This is a genomic window from Pseudenhygromyxa sp. WMMC2535 (genome assembly GCF_011083025.2).
Genome location: NZ_JABJWV010000001.1, coordinates 628,261 through 648,033 on the forward strand (window position 1 = coordinate 628,261; position 19,773 = coordinate 648,033).

Genomic DNA, 19,773 nt, shown 5'->3' on the forward strand with positions numbered 1-19,773 from the left:
GAGGGCCAGGGTCCTTCGTCAACTACCGCGGCGAGTGACTGTAGATCCGACAGCCTGGCGGATCTGGGAGCAAAACGACATAGGCATGCGGCAGCCGACCGGGTTAGAGTCGGTCCGCAGTGACACTCCCGACTCCACGCGTGTACTTGATCCACCGCTCGCCGGACAAAGACAAAGTCCGCGAACTGGCCAGGGCGCTGCGTAAAGACTGGGGCGTCGATGTGTGGTTCGACGAGTGGGAGATCCGCGCGGGCGACGATGTGATCACCGCGATGGAGCAGGGCATGGCCGAGGCCGACGGGGCGCTGGTGTTCGTCAGCAAGCTCGGTCTTGGTGAGCGCTACGCCGCCAGGGAATACACGGCGGTGATCAAAGCCGAGATCACCGGCAAGAAGGCCTTTGTCCTGCCCGTGCTCGACGGCTTCGAGGCCAGTGACGAGCTACCGCTGTTCCTGAGCGGGCGCCGGTGGTTGAGCCACGACGACGTCACGGCCATCGCCCGCGACATCTACACGCATATGGGGGTCGACTTCGGCGACAAGCCCAAGCTGGGCACCGATGCCCTGCAAGAGGCTTTGCGCCGCGCTCGGGCTGGGAGCGGCAAACGGACGCCGCCCGAGTATGTGTTCGTGGCCCATGCGCGGCGAGACAAGCTGGAGGTGGCGAACCTGTGTCGAGGACTCCTCGCTTCGGGGGTACGGCCGTGGCTGGATCTGTGGGACCTGCGTCCCGGCCCCGATTGGCGAGCGCAGATGCACGAGGCGCTGCGGGGGGCGCCTGCGGTGTTGCTGGTCGATGGGCCATCGGGCGCGGCGAAGGACAACCTCGAGTACGGCGAAGTGCTCGGTGAGCGGATCGAGCAGTTGAGCCGGGACAACGGTACGGTAGTGAGAGCTGCGCTGCCGGGGGCCAAGGTGGCTGATGACGCGACGCTCGTGCTCGCCGAGTGGGAGGAGGACGTCTCCAAGCTCGCGGTGCAGCTCGGGATCGATCACGAGCGACGGTCGTGGCTGGAGCTCGAGGCGCGGGCCTCTGCCGGCGACCCTACGCCCTATCGCGGGCTGCGGGCCTTTGGCGAGCGGGACGCCCGGTGGATGTTTGGGCGTGACGACGAGATTGTCGAGCTGCTTGCACGATTCGAAGCCGGAGCGAAAGAGCAGGCGCGCTTTTTGACGGTGATCGGTGCTTCGGGCTCGGGCAAGTCGTCGCTGGTGCAGGCCGGTCTGTGTCCGGCCTTGCGCAATGGAGTGCTCGAGGACGGCCGGGTGTGGCGGCTGGCGACCCTGCGGCCGGGAAGCCGCCCTTGCGAGGCGCTGGCGAGTGCGGTCGTGGATCTACAGATCGAGTTTGGTGAGGCCGTCGACTCGATCACGGGCGCGGGGAAGATCGCCGGGCTGCGACAGCAGCTGCTCGAGAACGACGATGCCCTGCGTCTGAACTTGGGTCGCATGGCCTCGACGGGTCGGAATGAGCCGGCCGCGAAGATCTTGTTGGTCGTCGATCAGCTCGAGGAGCTGTTCACCCAGGCGGAGCTCGGACAGACGGACGCGCCGCCCGAAGCGATGGCCTTCGTTCGCAACTTGATCGCGGCGAGCAAGGACGCAGACACCCCGTTGTGGGTGGTGTCCACGCTGCGTGCGGACTTCCTGCCCAGCTGTCTGGCCGTGGCCGAGCTCGCGCGGACCCTCAACACGGGCATCTACAACACGGGCATCTACTTTGCGCTACCGCCCATGCGCGCCAAGCAGATCCGCGAGGCAGTGGTGCTGCCGGCACGGCGGGTCGGATTCGAATTCGAGATCGATCTGGTCGAGAAGCTTGTCGACGGTGCCGCCGAGCATGCGGGGCGGCTGCCGCTGTTGGAACACATGCTGCGTGAGCTATGGCAACGGCGGGACGATGACGCCCGATTCCTCCGTCGTGCGTCCTATGAGGAAGCCGGCGGACTCGAGGGGGCGATCGCCAAGGCGGCCGAGGGCGCGCTGGTGGAACTACGGAAGACCCTCGGCGATCGGGCGCTGGCGGTGACCCAGCGGCTGATGACCCGGCTGGTGCGGATCGGCGAGGGGCCCCAGTGGGACACGCGGCAGCGGGCGACCCTGGATGAGCTCGGGAGGGATGAAGAGACCCGGCTGGTGCTCGATGCCTTCGTGCGGGAGGCCCGGGTGTTGGTCAGCGGCGAGCAGGGCGGGATCGAAGTGGTCGAGATCGCCCACGAGGCACTGCTGCGAGAATGGACGACGCTGGTCGAGTGGGTGAACAAGGATCGGGTAGCGCTGCGGCTTCGGGAGGAGATTGCCTGGGACGCGACGAAGTACGGGGGAAAGGATAGGGAGTATCTGTGGGGAAAGGGGCGGATCGAGGAGGCGCGGCGGGTTCTCAATGCGAGTTCGGTAACGCTCAACGATGCAGAGCGGGGGTTTGTCGAGGCTTCGGAGCGGGCAGTACGGGAGCAGCTCCAAGGGGAGCAGAAGCGACGCCGTCAGGTCTGGGTCGCCGTCGTGGCGGTCTTTGTGGTGTTGGTTGGGGCGCTGGCGTTCATCTTGGACCTCAATGCCGAGAACGAACGGAGGGCGGATGAGAATGCCGAGTTGGCGAGGTCCGAGCGCGAGGCAAGACGCGCGTCAGACGAAGGGGTTGCGGCACAAAAAGGGCTGCGTGCGTCCATGCTGGTTGGAACCCAGGGCTTCTCCGTGGAGGCCGCGTTACTTGCAATTGAGGCATTTGGAGCCTTCGGCCCCGACTTTTCCCACCCATCCGCCGCTGTATACGAGGGACTGCTACATGTGGCGAACACCGTGCCGGTTGTCGAGTACGCAACCCTCGACGCTCACTCGAGCTCGGTGACCGCGGTGGCGTTCTCTCCCGACGGCAATCGCATCGCCACCGCCAGCTGGGACAACACCGCTCGGCTGTGGGACGCCAACGACGGCAAGCTCCTCGCCACCCTCGACGCTCACTCGAGCGGGGTGACCGCGGTGGCGTTCTCTCCCGACGGCAATCGCATCGCCACCGCCAGCTGGGACAACACCGCTCGGCTGTGGGACGCCAACGACGGCAAGCTCCTCGCCACCCTCGACGCTCACTCAGGCTCGGTGTACGCGGTGGCGTTCTCTCCCGACGGCAATCGCATCGCCACCGCCAGCGACGACAACACCGCTCGGCTGTGGGCCGCCAACGACGGCAAGCTCCTCGCTACCCTCGACGCTCACTCAGGCCCGGTGTACGCGGTGGCGTTCTCTCCCGACGGCAATCGCATCGCCACCGCCAGCTGGGACTACACTGCTCGGCTGTGGGACGTCAACGACGGCAAGCTCCTCGCTACCCTCGACGCTCACTCAGGCTGGGTGCACGCGGTGGCGTTCTCTCCCGACGGCAATCGCATCGCCACCGCCAGCTGGGACTACACTGCTCGGCTGTGGGACGTCAACGACGGCAAGCTCCTCGCTACCCTCGACGCTCACTCAGGCTGGGTGCACGCGGTGGCGTTCTCTCCCGACGGCAATCGCATCGCCACCGCCAGCTCCGACAACACCGCTCGGCTGTGGGACGCCAACGACGGCAAGCTCCTCGCTACCCTCGACGCTCACTCGAGCTCGGTGCACGCGGTGGCGTTCTCTCCCGACGGCAATCGCATCGCCATCGCCAGCTCCGACAACACCGCTCGGCTGTGGGACGCCAACGACGGCAAGCTCCTCGCTACCCTCGACGCTCACTCGAGCTCGGTGAACGCGGTGGCGTTCTCTCCCGACGGCAATCGCATCGCCACCGCCAGCCACGACAACACCGCTCGGCTGTGGGACGCCAACGACGGCAAGCTCCTCGCTACCCTCGACGCTCACTCAGACCCGGTGCACGCGGTGGCGTTCTCTCCCGACGGCAATCGCATCGCCACCGCCAGCCACGACAACACCGCTCGGCTGTGGGACGCCAACGACGGCAAGCTCCTCGCTACCCTCGACGCTCACTCAGACCCGGTGCACGCGGTGGCGTTCTCTCCCGACGGCAATCGCATCGCCACCGCCAGCTACGACAACACCGCTCGGCTGTGGGACGCCAACGACGGCAAGCTCCTCGCCACCCTCGACGCTCACTCGAGCAGGGTGACCGCGGTGGCGTTCTCTCCCGACGGCAATCGCATCGCCACCGCCAGCGACGACAACACCGCTCGGCTGTGGGACGCCAACGACGGCAAGCTCCTCGCCACCCTCGACGCTCACTCGAGCAGGGTGACCGCGGTGGCGTTCTCTCCCGACGGCAATCGCATCGCCACCGCCAGCGACGACAACACCGCTCGGCTGTGGGCCGCCAACGACGGCAAGCTCCTCGCTACCCTCGACGCTCACTCAGGCTCGGTGTACGCGGTGGCGTTCTCTCCCGACGGCAATCGCATCGCCACCGCCAGCTACGACAACACCGCTCGGCTGTGGGACGCCAACGACGGCAAGCTCCTCGCTACCCTCGACGCTCACTCAGGCCCGGTGTACGCGGTGGCGTTCTCTCCCGACGGCAATCGCATCGCCACCGCCAGCGACGACAACACCGCTCGGCTGTGGGACGCCAACGACGGCAAGCTCCTCGCTACCCTCGACGCTCACTCAGGCCCGGTGTACGCGGTGGCGTTCTCTCCCGACGGCAATCGCATCGCCACCGCCAGCTACGACAACACCGCTCGGCTGTGGGCCGCCAACGACGGCAAGCTCCTCGCTACCCTCGACGCTCACTCAGACCCGGTGTACGCGGTGGCGTTCTCTCCCGACGGCAATCGCATCGCCACCGCCAGCTACGACAACACCGCTCGGATCTGGCCCATGCCCAAACTCGCCCTCCAACTCACGTGCCAGAGCATCCATGACGCCACCCGCTATCAAGAAGTCTCCGCGATCTGCGATCCCCTCCTCACTCGAGACTGATCGAATGAAGGCCGGGTGTTCGTTTCCCTGATGTCTCCAAGACTGCGGACAGACCGGGAAGACCATCGAGAGCTCCCGAGAACTCAACAGACCGCCAAAAGCGCAGTGATCTCGCCCCCCTTACCGGGAAAGACACACAATCTCACCTACTTGGAGAGTCGCCGGTCAGGGGGCGGAGCCTCCTCCACGCTTCGACACGAACGCTCCCGCCAAACCATGTGCCGTTCATGTGCCCCTCCCACGCGGAACCAGCCCCCACGCCCTCCCTCCAGACGGAACCCAACGGCACAACCAAAACCCAAAGATCTCAGGCACATCCGGGACAAGTAGCCGTCACAGTTGATGTTTTCCGCATGTGCCTGAGTAGGTTCGAATCCTGCCGCGCGCAACTGAAGACGGTCAGCTGAGGTACCTCGGCTGGCTGTTTTTGCGTTTGACCAACGCCGCCGATGCCCGGGGAGATCTGCTCCTCGAGTGCGCGTGGTTGCGCTCGCATGGAGACAGCCGACCGGGCCTCCGGGCTGCCATTCTCGGGCCGGATCGTGCCGGAGTTCGAGTGAAGCGCGGCGTTCTTCTTCGTCTGATCGTCAGTCGTATTGCTCGCCAGCACCATCCTCATGACAATGTCAGCCATGACCCCGGTCGACTCCAAGGCCTTCGCCACCCCCAAGGCCCTCGAGACCTGGCTGCGCGCCAACCACAGCCGCAAGCAAGAGCTGTGGGTCCGCATCTACAAGAAGGCCTCTGGCACCCCCTCGATCAGCTGGGAGGACTGCGTCGTCGCCTGCCTCACCTGGGGATGGATCGACGGCGTCAAGCGCTCCCTCGACGAGGTCTCCTATCTTCAGCGGATCACGCCGCGGCGCCCAAAGTCGGGCTGGTCGAAGAAGAACCGCGCGCACGCCGAGCGCCTCATCGCCGAGCGGCGCATGCAGCCAGCGGGGCTGCTCCACGTCGAGGCCGCACGCGCCGACGGTCGCTGGGAGCGGGCCTACGCCGGCTCGGCCGATATGGAGCTGCCCGAGGACTTTCTCCGCGCCCTCGATGCTCAACCCGCCGCCAAGGCCTTCTTTGCCACGCTCCGGCGGGCACAGATCTACAGTATCTACCACCAGCTCCATGGCGCGAAGCGGCCCGAGACGCGGGCCAGGCGGATGGAGAAGATCCTCGCCGCGCTCGCGGAGGGGCGAGCGCTGCGTTGAGGCCCGCGCGGGCGCGATCCAAAAGACCCGACGGGATCCAGGCACAGGACCGCCGGTCGCTGACGAGGGCGCTATCGAGCGCAAATGACCGACGAGCAGCAAAGTCAGCGACCGGCACGTCTAACAATGACACATTGAAAAATGAAGCACGCCACCATTCCCATGCCCTCTCGACCAAGACTCTTCCCTCCTCGAAAAACGCTGCTCGCACTCGCTCTGCTCGGCCCAGAGCAACCCCAACACCTCCGGTGGGTCCCCATCCCCACCGGCCAGAGAGCCGTTTATGTGAACAAAGTGGCCCACAATCGAATTATCCATCTCCAAGCGGATCCAAACATAGCCTCTCCAACCACATTCACATAAGCTCGACCCACTACGGCGCCCCCAATCTCAGCACGCGCCCGGATCCCGAGTGAGCACCCAACGACACCAAGCCGCCCCCGCCCGTTTCCTCGAAGACGCCAACGCTCACAGCTCGACCATCGACGAGAAGTGGGCCGCCAGCAACGAGCAGTGGTGGGACTGGTACCTCTCCCTCGCCCACAACGAGGCGCCTCCGCCCGGCGAGCGCCTCGCTCTCCCGCCCCTGCCCGCGCTCCCGCCCATCCCCATGGCCGCGCTCGAGCGCGAGCTCGACGAGGACTATCCGCTCCCCCAGGCGGGGATCGAGCAGTTCAGGACCAGGGGCTACATCAAGCTGAAGCAGGTCTGCTCCGCGCAGGCGCTGCTCTCGCTGCGGCGTGAGCTCGAGGCGCTGCTGGCGAGCGCATCGGCGACGCCGGGCGTGCAGTTTCAGAGCGTCGAGATGCTGTGGACCATGGCCCCGCTCTCGCGGGCCTTCGTGTTCAGCCGCCGGCTCGGGCGCATCGCCGCTCAGCTCATGGGCGTCGAGGCCGTGCGCCTCTACCACGACAACGTGCTCGCCAAGCTGCCCGGCGGCGGGCGGACGCCCTGGCACTACGACGCCCACCACTACCCGATCGCCTCGGAGAAGGTCGTCACGCTGTGGATGCCCCTGCAGCCCACGCCCCGCGCGATGGGGCCGCTGGCCTTCGCCGAGGGCGTCGAGACCTGGCGGCGCTTCGCCGCGCTCGAGTTCTCCAAGTTCGACGACTCCTACGACCGGCAGATCGGCGAGACCCTGCGGCGCGACGCGGTCGCCGTCGAGGACGGGCCCTTCGCGCTCGGGGAGCTCAGCTTCCACCACACCCGCTGCCTGCACACGGCCGGGGCCAACCACACCCAGCGCTCGCGGCTCGCGTTCTCGACGACCTACTTCGAGGACGGCGCGCGCCTGGTCGACTCGCCCACGATGATCAGCGGCGACTACGAGAAGTTCGTGCAGGACACCGGGCCGGGGCAGGCGATCGCCAGCCCGCTCAACCCCGTGCTCTACAGCGCCGCTGGCTCGCGCTGAGCACCCAAACCCAAACCAGATCCCAAACCAAGACGCCGACGGCCCCGGGCCTCTCGACCCGGGACCGCCAACGCGCGGACAGCCACATCCGCATCACCACCGAACGCACCTGCGCCAAGCGAGGGGCATCGCCCGCGCGCAGGTGCGACCCATCTCTTTAGACACCAACCTGGTAGGTAGCGACGAAGCCGTCTGCGATGCTACCGGTCGTGTCACACAAGTTGTCGTCGGCGCCGTCACCCTCGTCGACGAAGACCTGGTCGTTTTCGTTGTTGAATTGGCTCTCGCCGCCGTAGCCGTCGGAGAGGTTGACCTCGGCGTTGATCGTGTCGTCGAAGCCGATCTGCGTGGTCTTGAGCAGGCTCCCGTCCTTGAACACCTGGACGTGGATGTGCGTGGTCCGGGGGATGTACCAGCCGGGGTAGATGGTCTCGAAGGTCACCTGACCGGCGTCGTCGGTGATCTGGAGCCCACGCAGGTAGGTCTCGCCGGTGCCGTCGTAGCCGCCAGGCTGCTCGGCGTACTCCGAGTAGTGACCGCTGGGGTCGCAGTGCCAGATCTCGACGGTGTAGCCCGAGAGCACGTCGCAGGTCGAGCCATCGACCACCGTCAAGGTCAGGGTCAGGGGGACCGCGTCGGGGTAGAGGCCCTCCGTGATGTCGGTGCGGTAGAAAGCCTCGTCGTCGATCATCCCCTCGGTGTCGGGGTAGGGCCCGGCGGTGGTGTCGTCGGCGACATCGCAGCTCTCGGAGCCGGTCGTGTCGGTCCCGTCCGTCGTATCCGTGCCGTCGGTCGTGTCGGTCCCGTCCGTCGTGTCGGTCCCGTCCGTCGTGTCCGTCGTGTCCGTGCCAGCGGCGTCGGTGCTGTCCGTCCCCTCGCTGGTGTCGGAGCCGTCGTCGGTCCCGGTGACGCCGTCCTCCCCGCCCCCGTCATCCGTGCAGGCGAGGGCGCCGGTGGCGGCCAGAGTCCCAATCGTGAAGTCGCGTCGGCTAATCTTGACCATCGATGTCACCCTACGCCTGGTGATCCGGTGTTTCCTTAATATTTCCGTAAACCGACCGAAAACCTCCACCTATTTCCTGAATAGATCAGGCTTCAAGCAAACAATTCATACAGCTTGCGGACTCGGCGCCTTAAGAAATAGCGCGAATTTGCTGCTCCAGGAAGCGTTTTCCTGGAATTGAGGGCGCTCGCCTTCGCCCCTCTCATGAATGGGATTCACTAACTCACGCCATATTTGCACTCGACGATTTTCATGCCTCCCGACGCGAACTTGGCGCCCTACCATCATCGTGCAATGAATTTCGGAAAAGCTTCTCTCCTATTTGGCGCGCTCTCGAGTTGCACGCTGCTCGCCTGCAGCGACGACTCGAGCACGCGAGATGACGACATCGGCGATCCCGAGACCGGGACCGACTCGGGGACCGACACCACCGCCGACACCGAGACCAGCTCGGAGGGCACGGACACGGACTCCGAGAGCTCGGACACGGACTCGGATACGGACTCGGACGTCGGCACGGACACGGACACGGACTCCGAGGGCGAGACCACCGAGGGCGACCCTTGCGAGACCGACATGAGCGGCCCGGTGATCACCAGCTCACTGGAGCCGCTGAGTGTCCCCTTCGGCCAGAGCTCGATCATGTACACGCTCAGCTTCGACGAGATCGTCAACCTGGGCGAGGTCGCGCTGAGCGTGGACAACGGCGCGAGCATCAGCGCGCCCAGCTTGCCCGCCCAGGGCATGGAGTTCGAGGTCGTGATCGACGACGTCGACGCGAGCCAGGACTACACCCTCTCGCTCGCGGCCGCCGAGGTCTTCGACACCTGCGGCAACGCCCTGGAGGCGGACACGCAGCTGTCGATCGCGGGCGACTGCGTCGCCCCCTCGCTGCCACAGATCGTCAGCCAGGACTTCGTCCAGCTCGACGGCGGCACGACCGTGACGGTGGTCGAGGTCGAGTTCGACCAGGCCATCGAGCTGTCCATGGACAACCTGAGCGTCAGCAACGGCGCGGTGATCGACACGGTCGACCCCGCGCTGCCGGCGAGCTCGGAGAGCTTCACGATCACGCTCTCTGGCCTCCAGGACGTCCATGAGCTCGGCTTTGCCGGGCTCTCCGATGGCTGCGGCACCGACGGCGAGGCGAGCTTTTGGGTGTGCACGGGCAACGAGGTCGTCTTCGACTACACGGGCTCCGAGCAGTCCTTCGAGATCCCGGCCTGTACGCAGGGCCAGGTGGTCGTCGAGGCCTTTGGCGCCGAGGGAGTCGACGCGCTCAACGACGACGGCGGCGTCGGCGGTCTCGGCGGCCAGGCGATCGGAGACCTGCTGGTCGAGACCGGGGACACGCTCTACATCTACGTTGGCGGTCAAGACGGCTTCAACGGCGGCGGTGACCCAGGCGCGGGCAACGTGAACACCAGCGGAAACGGCGGCGGGGCCTCGGACGTCCGCCTCAACAGCATCCTGATCGGCGATCGGGCGATCGTCGCGGGCGGCGGCGGGGGCGGGTCCGGAGACGCGCTGGGCTCGTGCGCCGCCGACGGTTCGGGTGGCGACGGTGGGGCCGGCGGCGGCAGCATCGGCGAGGTCGGGACCGACGGGAGCGGCTGCGGCACCAAGATCAGCACCGGTGGCGGCGGCGGCACGCAAAACGCCGGCGGCGGCCAGGGCATCGGCGCCACCAATTGCGCGCTCCAAGCTGGCGATGGCGACGCTGGAGAGTTCGGCCAAGGCGGCGCCGGTGGAGACGCGCACGACTGTAGCGGCGGCTTCATGGGTGCCGGCGGCGGTGGGGGCGGAGGCGGCTACTACGGCGGCGCCGGTGGAGGCGGCGGCCCGGGTGGGGGCGGCGGCTCGTGGGCCGGAGGCGGTGGCGGTGGCGGCTCGTCCTATGTCGACGGGGTCGATGACGGCTCGACCTCCGAAGGGGTCAACGCCGGCGACGGCCAGGTGATCATCAGCTGGTGAGCCGCGCCCACCGCTGACCGAGCGCGGACGGCTCGAGTCGACTCGAGTCGTCCGCGCGCGTCGTGCCCAAAGGTCTCGCCAGTGTTACACGAGACGCCTCGGCCACGGCTCCGTGACGAGTTCGTGGATTCTGGGGCGAGCGGGCGTCGACGCGTTGAGAGCCCCTCCCCGGCGAACTACTTGGCGCGCCCATGAGCGCCTTTCGTTCCAACCCGACCCTGACTTGGACCATGCTCCTCAGCTTGACCCTGCCCGTCGCCTGCGGCGGCGACGATGGCAGCGAGGACGACATCGGCGACGAGACCAGCGGGACGTCCGAGACCGACGGCTCCGACACCACTGACGGCACCGAGACCACCGACGCAGGCACCGACACCACCGACACCACCGGCGAGGAGGAGGCCTTCAGCCTCACGATCCTCCACAACAACGACGGCGAGTCCCAGCTCGTCGACGCTGGCAGCGGGCTCGAGGACTTCGGCGGCGTCGACCGCTTCGTGGCCAAGGTCGACGAGCTGCGCGCGGGCGCGAGCTCGGAGGGCGTGGTCGTGCTCAGCTCCGGCGACAACTTCCTCGCCGGCCCCGAGTTCTCGCTCTCCCTCGACAAGGGCGTGCCCTTCTACGACAGCCTCGCGCTGGCGGCCGTCGGCTACGACGCGATCTGCCTGGGCAACCACGACTTCGACTTTGGCCCGGCGACCCTGGCCGACTTCATCGCCGGCTTCGACCCCCAGCCGGCCTTCCTCAGCGCCAACCTCGACTTCGCGGCCGAGGCCGACCTCCAGGCCCTGGTCGACGCCGGCGTGATCGCCAGCTCGACGGTCGTCGACCTCGGCGGCCAGCAGGTCGGGGTGATCGGCGCGACCACGCCGATGCTGCCCTTCATCTCGAGCCCCGGCGGCGTCGTGGTCGACGCGGCCCTGGCCGACGTGATCCTCGCCGAGGTCGAGGCCCTCGAGGCCCAGGGCGTCGAGATCATCGTGCTGATCTCCCACCTCCAGAGCATCGAAGAAGACCTCGAGCTCGCGACCATGCTCGAGGGCGTGGACGTGATGATCGCCGGCGGCGGCGACGAGGTCCTCGCCAACGAGGGCGACGTGCTCGTGCCTGGCGACGAGGAGGAGGTCTACGGCAGCTACCCGATGATGTCCGACAACGGCATCCCCGTGGTCACGACCAAGGGCGGCTACCGCTACGTCGGCCAGCTGATCGCCAGCTTCGAGGCCGGCGAGCTGGTCGCGATCGCCGACGAGAGCGGGGTCGTCCGCGTCGCCGGTGGCGAGCAGGACGACGCGATCGCGGGCGACGCCGAGGTCTACGCCGCGGTCATCGAGCCGGTCGTCGCGGGCCTCGAGGCCCTCGACATGGAGATCGTCGGAGAGAGCGAGGTCGAGCTCGACGGCGTGAAGTCCAACGTCCGGGTGATGGAGACCAACGAGGGCGACCTGATCGCCGACGCGCTGCTGTGGCAGGCCGCGCAGCTGGCCGCCGACTGGGGCGCCGCGACGCCCGACATCGGCATCCAAAACGGCGGCGGGATCCGCAACGACACCATGCTCCCGATCGGCGAGATCTCGGTGCTCGACACCTTCGACATCGCGCCCTTCGACAACTTCGTGGTCGTGGTCGAGGACGTGAGCCCCGCCCAGCTCGAGTTCGTGCTCGAGAACGCCTACTCCCAGGTCGAGAACGTCGACGGCCGCTTCGCGCAGATCTCGGGCTTCACCGTGGTCTACGACCCCGACGCCCAGGGCCTCGAGTTCGACGACGAGGGCAACGTGGTCACCGAGGGCGAGCGGATCATCGAGGTGAGCTTGGACGACAACACCAAGATCATCGAGGACGGCGAGCCGGTCGACGGCGCGCCCAGCCTCAACGTCGCGACCATCAACTTCCTGGCCCAGGGCGGCGACCAGTACGACTTCGGCGGGGCCGAGTTCGTCAGCCTCGGCGTGAGCTACCAGCAAGCGCTGGCCAACTTCATCGTCGAGGGGCTCGCCGGGGTGATCAGCGCCGCCGACTACCCCGAGGGCGGCGAGGGCCGGATCGCCACGCAGTGAGCTGCGCTCGCGCTGGCGCCCGTCGCCGGTGAAGCACGCCCCGCACGCGCCGACCGAGGCGCGGCGGGGCGCGCTCTTTTTGGCCTGGTTTCGAGGCACGGCCCGGCGATGTAGGCTCGGCCCGTGCTCAGCTTGCGCCCCCACCCTACCCGCGTGGCCCCCGAGGGCCCGCTGCTCTTCGTGGTCATGGACGGCGTCGGCCTCGGTGACGGCGGCGAGGGCGACGCCGTGGCCCAGGCCTACACCCCGACCCTCGACTGGCTGCGCGGCCTGCCCTCGGCCACGCGCCTGCGCGCCCACGGGACGGCCGTGGGCATGCCCAGCGACAAGGACATGGGCAACAGCGAGGTCGGCCACAACGCGATCGGGGCCGGGCGGGTGTTCGAGCAGGGCGCGGCCCTGGTCGAGCAGTCGCTGCGCTCCGGCGCGCTCTTCGAGGGCGAGACCTGGCGCTGGCTGGTGGACGGCGTGCGCGAGTCCGGCGAGGCCCTGCACTTCATCGGCCTGCTCTCCGACGGCAACATCCACGCGCACATCGACCACCTGCTGGCGATGCTCCGCCACGCCGCCCGCCACGACGACGTGCGCACGGCCCGGGTCCACGTGCTGACCGACGGCCGCGACGTCGACGGGCGCTCGGCCCTGCGCTTCATCGCCGCCCTCGAGGCCTGCCTGAGCGAGCTGCGCGAGGCCGGCTACGACTATCAGATCGCCAGCGGCGGCGGGCGCATGCTCGTGACCATGGACCGCTACGAGGCCGACTGGGCCATGGTCGAGCGCGGCTGGCAGCTGCACGTGCGCGGCGAGGGCCCCAAGTTCGCCAGCGCCCAGGCGGCGGTCGAGTCCGGCTACCAAAACCCCAAGATCGACGATCAGTTCATGCCCGGCTTCGTGATCGCCGACGACGGCGGGCTCGGGGATCCCGTCGGGCGGATCCACGACGGCGCCTCGGTGGTGTTCTTCAACTTCCGCGGCGACCGGGCCATCGAGATCACCCGCGCCTTCGAGGAGGACGAGTTCTCGGCCTTCGAGCGCGGGCCTCGGCCCAAGGTCCGCTTCGCCGGGATGATGCAGTACGACGGCGACCTCGGCCTGCCGGCGCGCTTCTTGGTCGACCCGCCGCAGATCGACGACACCATGGGCGAGCTGCTCGCCAAGGCCGGGCGCCGCCAGCTGGCGATCGCCGAGACCCACAAGTTCGGCCACGTCACCTATTTTTGGAACGGCAACCGCAGCGAGCCCTTCGACCCGGCGCTCGAGCGCTACCTCGAGGTCTCCTCGGAGCTCGCGCCCATCGAGGAGCGCCCGTGGATGAAGGCCGCCGAGGTCACCGACGCCCTGCTAGCGGCGCTGCGTGACGGCCAGCCGGCACCCGACTTCGTGCGCCTCAACTACGCCAACGGCGACATGGTCGGTCACACCGGAGACCTGCGGGCGACCCGGCTGGCGGTGGAGTCCGTGGACCTCTGCCTCGCCCGCCTCGTCGAGGCGACGCGGGCCATGAAGGGCGCGCTATTGGTCACCGCCGACCACGGCAACGCCGACCAGATGTTCGACGGCAGCGGGGACGAGCGCCGGGTCCGCAGCTCCCACAGCCTCAACCCCGTGCCGCTGGTGATCTACGACCCCCGTGAGGCCAGCGGCGGCCCAGCCCTCGATCTCGGCCCCGCAGGCGGCGTCGGCCAAGCCGGCCTCGCCAACCTCGCGGCCACCGCCCTCGAGCTGCTGGGATTCGCCACCCCCGAGGGCTACGAGCCCAGCTTGCTGCGCGCCAAGCCCTGAACCCACAAAACGCGGGGTCCTTCCGGTCATCCCGCTCACAACCGCCAGCTCGCATTGCCGAGATGGGTTTCACCGCCGGCCCTGGCTTTGCTAAGGTGCGGCCGCCGAGGCGAGACTCGGCGATCGAAGATGATGTTCAAGGCGAAGTACTCCCGTATCCTGCTCTGCACTCTCATCGCATCCGCGGCTGTGACGCTCCCCGCTTGCAAGAAGGGCAGCGGCGGCAAGCGGGGCAAGTCCGAGCGCCTGCGCTGGGTCGACAAGCCCACCAGCGGCTCGACCGAAGGCAAGACCATCAAGATCCCCGACCTCGGGGTCACCTTCGACATCCCCGACGTCCTCTACGTCTACAAGAGCTGCGAGGAGCCCAGCCACACCCCCGAGGGCCCCGACAAGGCCTGGGTCCCCGTGCTGCGCTGCTCGAGCCCCTTTGGCGACGATGGTGGCGACAGCGACGAGTGGGACGATGACGACAGCGGCAGCAGCGAGACCCGCGAGCTCACGATCTACGTGACCGAGAAGGGCGACACGCTGATCAACGAGCGCGCCACCACCTCGATGGGCACTCAGTATCAGCAGGCCGGCTTCGAGGTCGAGGAGATCGGCTACTTCGACGAGTACCTGGCCAAGCCCGGGCGCCGTGGCATCGAGGTCCGCGCGCACACCCTGGATCCCGAGACCGGCTACCCCGACCAAGAGATCCGCCGCTTCCTCTTCCCCCGCGACGACGTTCTTTTCATCGCGCACGTCGACTACCCCTACGGCGACGACCGCAGCGGGATCAACAGCGACTGGGAACGGATCCTCTGGTACTTCGAGTTCGTCGAGGACCTCGAGGCCGCCCCCGCCCAGTAGCGGCTCAGTAGCGGCGCAGTAGCGGCTCAGGGCCGCTCGCAATAGCGAAACCCGGTCACGCGAATGGGTCGTGTGACCGGTACAATCGCCGGCATGATGCGTGCCGGCTCCTCCTCTCTGATCACGGCCGCGCTCTTTGGCGCGGCTTTGGCGTGTAGCAACGAGGACCCCGGCGTCGACACGTCCGCGGGCGGCGAGTCCGAGACCGCCGAGGGCGAGGCTGGCTCTGGCGGCGAGACCGACACGGGCGGCGAGACCGACACGGGCGGCGAGGACGGCTTCGAGCCTTACCCCTGGCCCGAGGAAGACCTGCCCGCGCTGGTCGATCCGCTGATCGGCAGCGGCGGCGTGGGCTACACCGTGGGGACCATGAACCCCGGGGCCAGCGTGCCCTTTGGCATGGTCAAGCCCGGCCCCGACTCGGGCTACGGGCCGCTCCAGGTCTCGTTCACCAACTGCACCGGCTACCACTACGATCAGACCCACCTGTGGGGCTTCAGCCACGCGCGCATCAACGGCATGGGCGTGCCCGACTACGGCCCGCTGCTGATCACCCCGAGCGTGGGCATGGACGCGTCCAAGGCCGGCGGCGGCGGAGCGCGCTCGCTCTACGACCACGCCGAGGAGATCGCCGAGCCCGGCTACTACGCGGTCTCGCTGCTCGAGCCGGGGATCTACGCCGAGCTCAGCGCGAGCACCCGCGTGGCTCGGCACCGCTACACCTGGGACGCCGCCGAGGCCGAGGCCACGGTGATCTTCGACCTCGGCTACGGCCCCGGCAACCACCCGACCACCGCCGCGAGCCTCGAGATCGACGCCGAGGCGGGGATCATCCGCGGCGTGACCACGGTCCAGGGCGGCTACTCCAAGCGCTTCGGCGGCCTGCCCACCTACTTCGTCGCCCGGGCCTCGCGGCCCCTGACCGGCTTCGGCACCTGGAACGACGAGGGTGAGCTCGTCGACGCCAGCGCGAGCGTCGACGGCGATCAGATCGGCGCGTGGCTGACCTTCGACCTCTCGGCCAGCCCCGACGCGCTGGGCGTCGAGCTCGACGTCGCGCTCTCCTATGTCTCGATCGCCGAGGCCGAGGCCAACCTCGCCGAGCTCGACGGCCAGGGCTTCGACGACACGCGCGCGGCCGCCACGGCGGCCTGGCAAGGCGAGCTCTCGCGCGTGCGCGTGCTCGGGGGCGACGAGAGCTGGCGGCGCCAGTTCTACGCGGCGCTCTACCGCGCCTTCCTGGCCCCGACCACCTTCACCGACGCCAGCGGCAGCTACCGCGGCTTCGACGACGCGGTCCACGAGGTCGCCGACGGCCACACCTACTACAGCGACTTCTCGCTGTGGGACACCTACCGGACCATCCACCCGCTCTTCAACCTGATCCAGCGCGAGCGCCACGCCGACATGATCCAGTCGCTCGTGACCATGGCCGACCAGGGCGGCGACCTGCCCAAGTGGCCGCTGGGCATCGGCTACACCGGCGGCATGCTCGGGACGAGCGCGGACCTGGTGCTCGCCGACGCCTACCTCAAGGACATCCTCGACTTCGACGTCGCCGGGGGCTTCGCCCACGCCCGCGCCCACGCCCTCGAGGTCCGGCCTCACGCCGGCCGCGGCGGCATCGACCGCTACCGCGAGCTCGGCTGGGTCGCCAGCGATGAGACCAGCTCCTCGGCCTCGCGGACCCTGGAGTTCGCCCACGCCGACTTCGCCCTCGGGCGCTGGGCCGAGGCCATGGGCGCCGACTATGCCGAGGACGCGGCGCTGTTCTCGGCCAGCGCCCACAACTGGCAGAACCTCTGGGACCCCGAGACCGAGTACCTGGTCGGGCGCCGAGCCGACGGCAGCTTCGACAACGAGGACTTCAGCCCCGGCGTGTGGAACGACCACTACTCCGAGGGCACCGCCTATCACTATCTGTGGGCCGCGCCCCACGACGCCGACGCCCTCGCCGAGCTCATGGGCGGGCGCGAGGCCGCGCGCGCCCGCCTGTCCGACTACTTCGAGCTCTCGGCCGAGTTCCTCGACGGCCCGGAGTACGATCCGATCGAGCAGATCCCCTACTACTGGCAGTCCAACGAGCCCTCGCTCCACGACGCCTACCTGTTCACGGCGCTCGGGGATCCGGCCCAGACCCAGCGCTGGGTCGATTGGGCCCGAGAGCGCTGGTACGACGAGGGCCCGAGCGGCCTGCCCGGCAACGATGACGCCGGGACCATGAGCGCGTGGCTGGTGTGGGCCGCGATCGGCCTGTACCCGCTGCCCGGCGCCGACGGCTACTGGATCACCGCGCCGATCTTCGAGCGCGTCGAGATCGACATCAGCGACCCCGACGCGCCCGAGCGCAAGCTGGCGATCATCACCGAGGGCGAGGCCGGCGGGCGCTACCTCGCGGGGGCGCGCTACGAGGGCGTCGAGCTCGAGCGACCGTGGATCACCTGGGCGCAGCTGCGCGAGGGCGGGAGCCTGCGCCTGAGCCTGAGCGCGACGCCGACGGACTTCGGCGCCGACTGAGAGTCAGTCCGGCTTCGCCGGACCCTGAAACATCCACTTGATCCCAAAGCGGTCGGCGAGCACCCCAAAGGTCGCGCCCCAAAAAGCCTGGTGGAGCTCCATGGTCACCTCGCCACCTTCGGCCATGGCGCCAAAGGCCCGGATCATCTCGTCGACGTCGTCATAGTCGAGCACCACCCGGATGTTGCTGTCGCGCCCGATGCCCGAGCCCGGCACGGTGTCGCTGATCATCACGGTGTCACCGCCGATCATCAAGGCGGCGTTCAACACCCGCTCGCTAGAGTGCGCGGCAGAGGACTTGAAGGGTCCCAGGCGCCGGACCGCCGGTTGCTGACGAGGCGCGAGGAGGGAGTTTGTCGGGCACAAATGACTGACGAGCAACGAAGTCAGCAGCCGGTGCTCCAAGCCTGGGGCCCTTCAAGTCCTCTGCCGCGCACTCTAGCCCCCTTGGGGCCGTTGGGGACGTCGCCAAAGCGCGTCATCGACTGGACCTCGGCGCCGAGGGCCGCCTGATAGAGGGTGATGGCCGCGCTCGCGTCGCCGTCGAAGAAGATGTAGGGGGTCGCTGATTTCACGGGCATGGTGGTCTCTCTTCGCGTGTGTCGTATTCGTGTGAGGGGGTCGTGAGAGGGATCAGTCGGTGAGGGTCAGCGCGAGACCGAAGATCGGAAAGAGCGTCTCGACGTCCAAGAAGTGGGTGATCGAGGTGATCTCCTGGTCGCCGAGCTCGAGGACGATCAGCGACCAGCCCGCGTAGCCGCCGGTCTCGTCGCGGCGATATTGGGCAAAGGCCGCGGAGCCGCAGGCGGCGACCGGGACCAGCCGCGAGCCGCGGCAGCCGATCCCCCGGCCCAGCATCCAGTCGTGGACCGCCTCGCGCCCTTGCAGCCACAAGGTGAAGGGCGGCATGCACAAGCTGCCGTCCTCGCGCAGCAGGGCCACGAGCGCCTCGACGTCGTAGCGGTGAAAGGCGTCGACGTAGCGCTCGACGAGCTCGGCCTGGGTCAGCGAGAGCGGTCGCGTGCTCTGAGCCCCGGCCCCCGACGCGCCCGCGGCCACGGCCTTGCGCGCCCGCTGGAGCGCGCTGTTGACCGCCGCCGGCGAGAGCTCGAGGGTCTCGGCGATCTCCGCCGACGAAAACCCCAGCACGTCCTTGAGCAGCAGCGCGGCCCGCTGCCTGGGCGGCAGGTGCTGGAGCGCGGCCACGAAGGCCAGGCGCAGGCTCTGGCGCAGCTCGGCCTGGCGCTCGGGCTCGGCCAGCTGCGGGACCACGTGGGCGTCGGGGATCGGCTCGAGCCAGTGGCTGCGCGGCGCCTCGACGAGCTCGTCGTGGACGCTGCCGACCGGACTTTCGAGGGTCGGCAGCCGCCGGCGCTCGCGGCTGCGCAGATGATCGATGCACACGTTGGTCGCGATGCGATACAGCCAGGTGCGGACCTCCGCCCGACCCTCGAAGCGCTCGAGGCCCTTCCAGGCGCGCAGCATGGTCTCCTGCACGGCGTCGTCGGCGTCGACGGCCGAGCCGAGCATGCGGTAGCAATGCCCGGTCAGCTCCGCGCGGTGCGGCTCGAGCAGCTCGGCGGCGCTCATGGCCGGTCCTCCGAGCCCGCGCCCTGCTCGCCCGCGAGACCCTCGTGATCCGTGTACAGCACCTCCCACTGGTGCCCGTCGAGGTCGAAGAAGCTGCGCGAGTACATGAAACTACCGTGCTCCATGGGCGGGCGCGCTTCCTGGCCGCCCTGAGCCACGGCGGTCTCGGTCAGCGCGTCCACCTCTGCGCGCGAACCGACCTCGAAGGCGATCAGGGCCTCGACGGCCGCGCTCGTCTCACACAGGGACCTCGGTGTGAAGGTTTTGAAGAATTCTCGCTTCAGCAGCATCACCCACGCGCCTTCGTTGAGGATCATGGCCGCTGCGCGGGCGTCCGTGAAGCGCGGCTCGAAGTCGAAGCCGAGGCCGCCAAAGAAGGCCTTGGTCGCCTCGAGGTCCGCCACGGGCAGGTTCAAGAACAGCGCTCGGGAGCCGGGAGCATTGCGCATGTCCAGTTGGA

13 protein-coding genes are annotated in these 19,773 nt (G+C 68.4%); 8 read left to right on the forward strand and 5 right to left on the reverse strand.

Annotated elements, in window-relative coordinates; translation table 11 throughout:
• Positions 1-119: 119 nt before the first annotated feature.
• The 3 genes from G6O69_RS02335 to G6O69_RS02345 all read left to right on the forward strand — a co-directional run bounded on the left by G6O69_RS02335 (position 120) and on the right by G6O69_RS02345 (position 7,532).
• A complete protein-coding gene (locus tag G6O69_RS02335) occupies positions 120-4,913 on the forward strand; it encodes a TIR domain-containing protein (protein ID WP_176396583.1) in 4,794 nt (1,597 codons plus the stop codon).
• Positions 4,914-5,536: 623 nt separating this feature from the next.
• Positions 5,537-6,115, forward strand: a complete 579-nt coding sequence (locus tag G6O69_RS02340; RefSeq protein WP_217909755.1) for a YdeI/OmpD-associated family protein — start codon at positions 5,537-5,539, stop codon at positions 6,113-6,115.
• A gap of 412 nt (positions 6,116-6,527) precedes the next feature.
• The gene (locus G6O69_RS02345; RefSeq protein WP_172301895.1) at positions 6,528-7,532 is read left to right on the forward strand and encodes a phytanoyl-CoA dioxygenase family protein; all 1,005 of its coding nucleotides are present in this window, start codon (positions 6,528-6,530) and stop codon (positions 7,530-7,532) included.
• 157 nt (positions 7,533-7,689) lie between these two features.
• On the opposite strand, the gene G6O69_RS02350 is transcribed toward G6O69_RS02345, so the two are convergent.
• On the reverse strand, positions 7,690-8,535 hold the full coding sequence (locus G6O69_RS02350; RefSeq protein ID WP_172301896.1) for an intradiol ring-cleavage dioxygenase: 846 nt from the start codon (positions 8,533-8,535) through the stop codon (positions 7,690-7,692).
• A 294-nt stretch (positions 8,536-8,829) separates the two neighbouring features.
• Here G6O69_RS02350 and G6O69_RS41445 point away from each other — a divergent pair, with 294 nt between their 5' ends.
• The 5 genes from G6O69_RS41445 (at position 8,830) to G6O69_RS02375 (ending at position 17,723) form a co-directional block, all read left to right on the forward strand.
• On the forward strand, positions 8,830-10,509 hold the full coding sequence (locus G6O69_RS41445; RefSeq protein ID WP_172301897.1) for a glycine-rich protein: 1,680 nt from the start codon (positions 8,830-8,832) through the stop codon (positions 10,507-10,509).
• Positions 10,510-10,700: 191 nt separating this feature from the next.
• A complete protein-coding gene (locus G6O69_RS02360; protein ID WP_172301898.1) occupies positions 10,701-12,569 on the forward strand; it encodes a 5'-nucleotidase C-terminal domain-containing protein in 1,869 nt (622 codons plus the stop codon).
• Positions 12,570-12,692: 123 nt separating this feature from the next.
• On the forward strand, positions 12,693-14,351 hold the full coding sequence (gene gpmI, locus G6O69_RS02365) for a 2,3-bisphosphoglycerate-independent phosphoglycerate mutase (RefSeq protein ID WP_346016996.1): 1,659 nt from the start codon (positions 12,693-12,695) through the stop codon (positions 14,349-14,351).
• Positions 14,352-14,540: 189 nt separating this feature from the next.
• Positions 14,541-15,206, forward strand: coding sequence for a hypothetical protein (locus G6O69_RS02370; protein ID WP_172301899.1), 666 nt, complete (start codon positions 14,541-14,543; stop codon positions 15,204-15,206).
• Between the two features lie 72 nt (positions 15,207-15,278).
• Complete coding sequence (locus tag G6O69_RS02375; protein ID WP_176396584.1) at positions 15,279-17,723, forward strand: GH92 family glycosyl hydrolase; 2,445 nt, start codon at positions 15,279-15,281, stop codon at positions 17,721-17,723.
• Between the two features lie 3 nt (positions 17,724-17,726).
• On the opposite strand, the gene G6O69_RS02380 is transcribed toward G6O69_RS02375, so the two are convergent.
• Genes G6O69_RS02380 through G6O69_RS02395 form a run of 4 tightly spaced genes read right to left on the reverse strand, consistent with a single transcriptional unit; the run spans position 17,727 to position 19,762 of the window.
• Complete coding sequence (locus G6O69_RS02380) at positions 17,727-18,104, reverse strand: VOC family protein (RefSeq protein WP_176396585.1); 378 nt, start codon at positions 18,102-18,104, stop codon at positions 17,727-17,729.
• A gap of 5 nt (positions 18,105-18,109) precedes the next feature.
• A complete protein-coding gene (locus G6O69_RS02385; RefSeq protein ID WP_172301902.1) occupies positions 18,110-18,304 on the reverse strand; it encodes a hypothetical protein in 195 nt (64 codons plus the stop codon).
• 52 nt (positions 18,305-18,356) lie between these two features.
• The gene (locus tag G6O69_RS02390; RefSeq protein ID WP_172301903.1) at positions 18,357-19,313 is read right to left on the reverse strand and encodes a sigma-70 family RNA polymerase sigma factor; all 957 of its coding nucleotides are present in this window, start codon (positions 19,311-19,313) and stop codon (positions 18,357-18,359) included.
• The gene (locus G6O69_RS02395) at positions 19,310-19,762 is read right to left on the reverse strand and encodes a VOC family protein (RefSeq protein ID WP_172301904.1); all 453 of its coding nucleotides are present in this window, start codon (positions 19,760-19,762) and stop codon (positions 19,310-19,312) included. Before G6O69_RS02395 ends, G6O69_RS02390 begins: the two co-directional genes overlap by 4 nt.
• Positions 19,763-19,773: the final 11 nt, after the last annotated feature.

Excerpts from the sequence above, each read along its gene's own strand:
- G6O69_RS02340 (WP_217909755.1), top strand. The coding sequence starts at position 5,537 with ATGTCAGCCATGACCCCGGTCGACTCCAAGGCCTTCGCCACCCCCAAG.
- G6O69_RS02350 (WP_172301896.1), bottom strand. The coding sequence starts at position 8,535 with ATGGTCAAGATTAGCCGACGCGACTTCACGATTGGGACTCTGGCCGCC.
- G6O69_RS41445 (WP_172301897.1), top strand. The coding sequence starts at position 8,830 with ATGAATTTCGGAAAAGCTTCTCTCCTATTTGGCGCGCTCTCGAGTTGC.
- G6O69_RS02360 (WP_172301898.1), top strand. The coding sequence starts at position 10,701 with ATGAGCGCCTTTCGTTCCAACCCGACCCTGACTTGGACCATGCTCCTC.
- G6O69_RS02385 (WP_172301902.1), bottom strand. The coding sequence starts at position 18,304 with ATGCCCGTGAAATCAGCGACCCCCTACATCTTCTTCGACGGCGACGCG.
- G6O69_RS02390 (WP_172301903.1), bottom strand. The coding sequence starts at position 19,313 with ATGAGCGCCGCCGAGCTGCTCGAGCCGCACCGCGCGGAGCTGACCGGG.
- G6O69_RS02395 (WP_172301904.1), bottom strand. The coding sequence starts at position 19,762 with ATGCGCAATGCTCCCGGCTCCCGAGCGCTGTTCTTGAACCTGCCCGTG.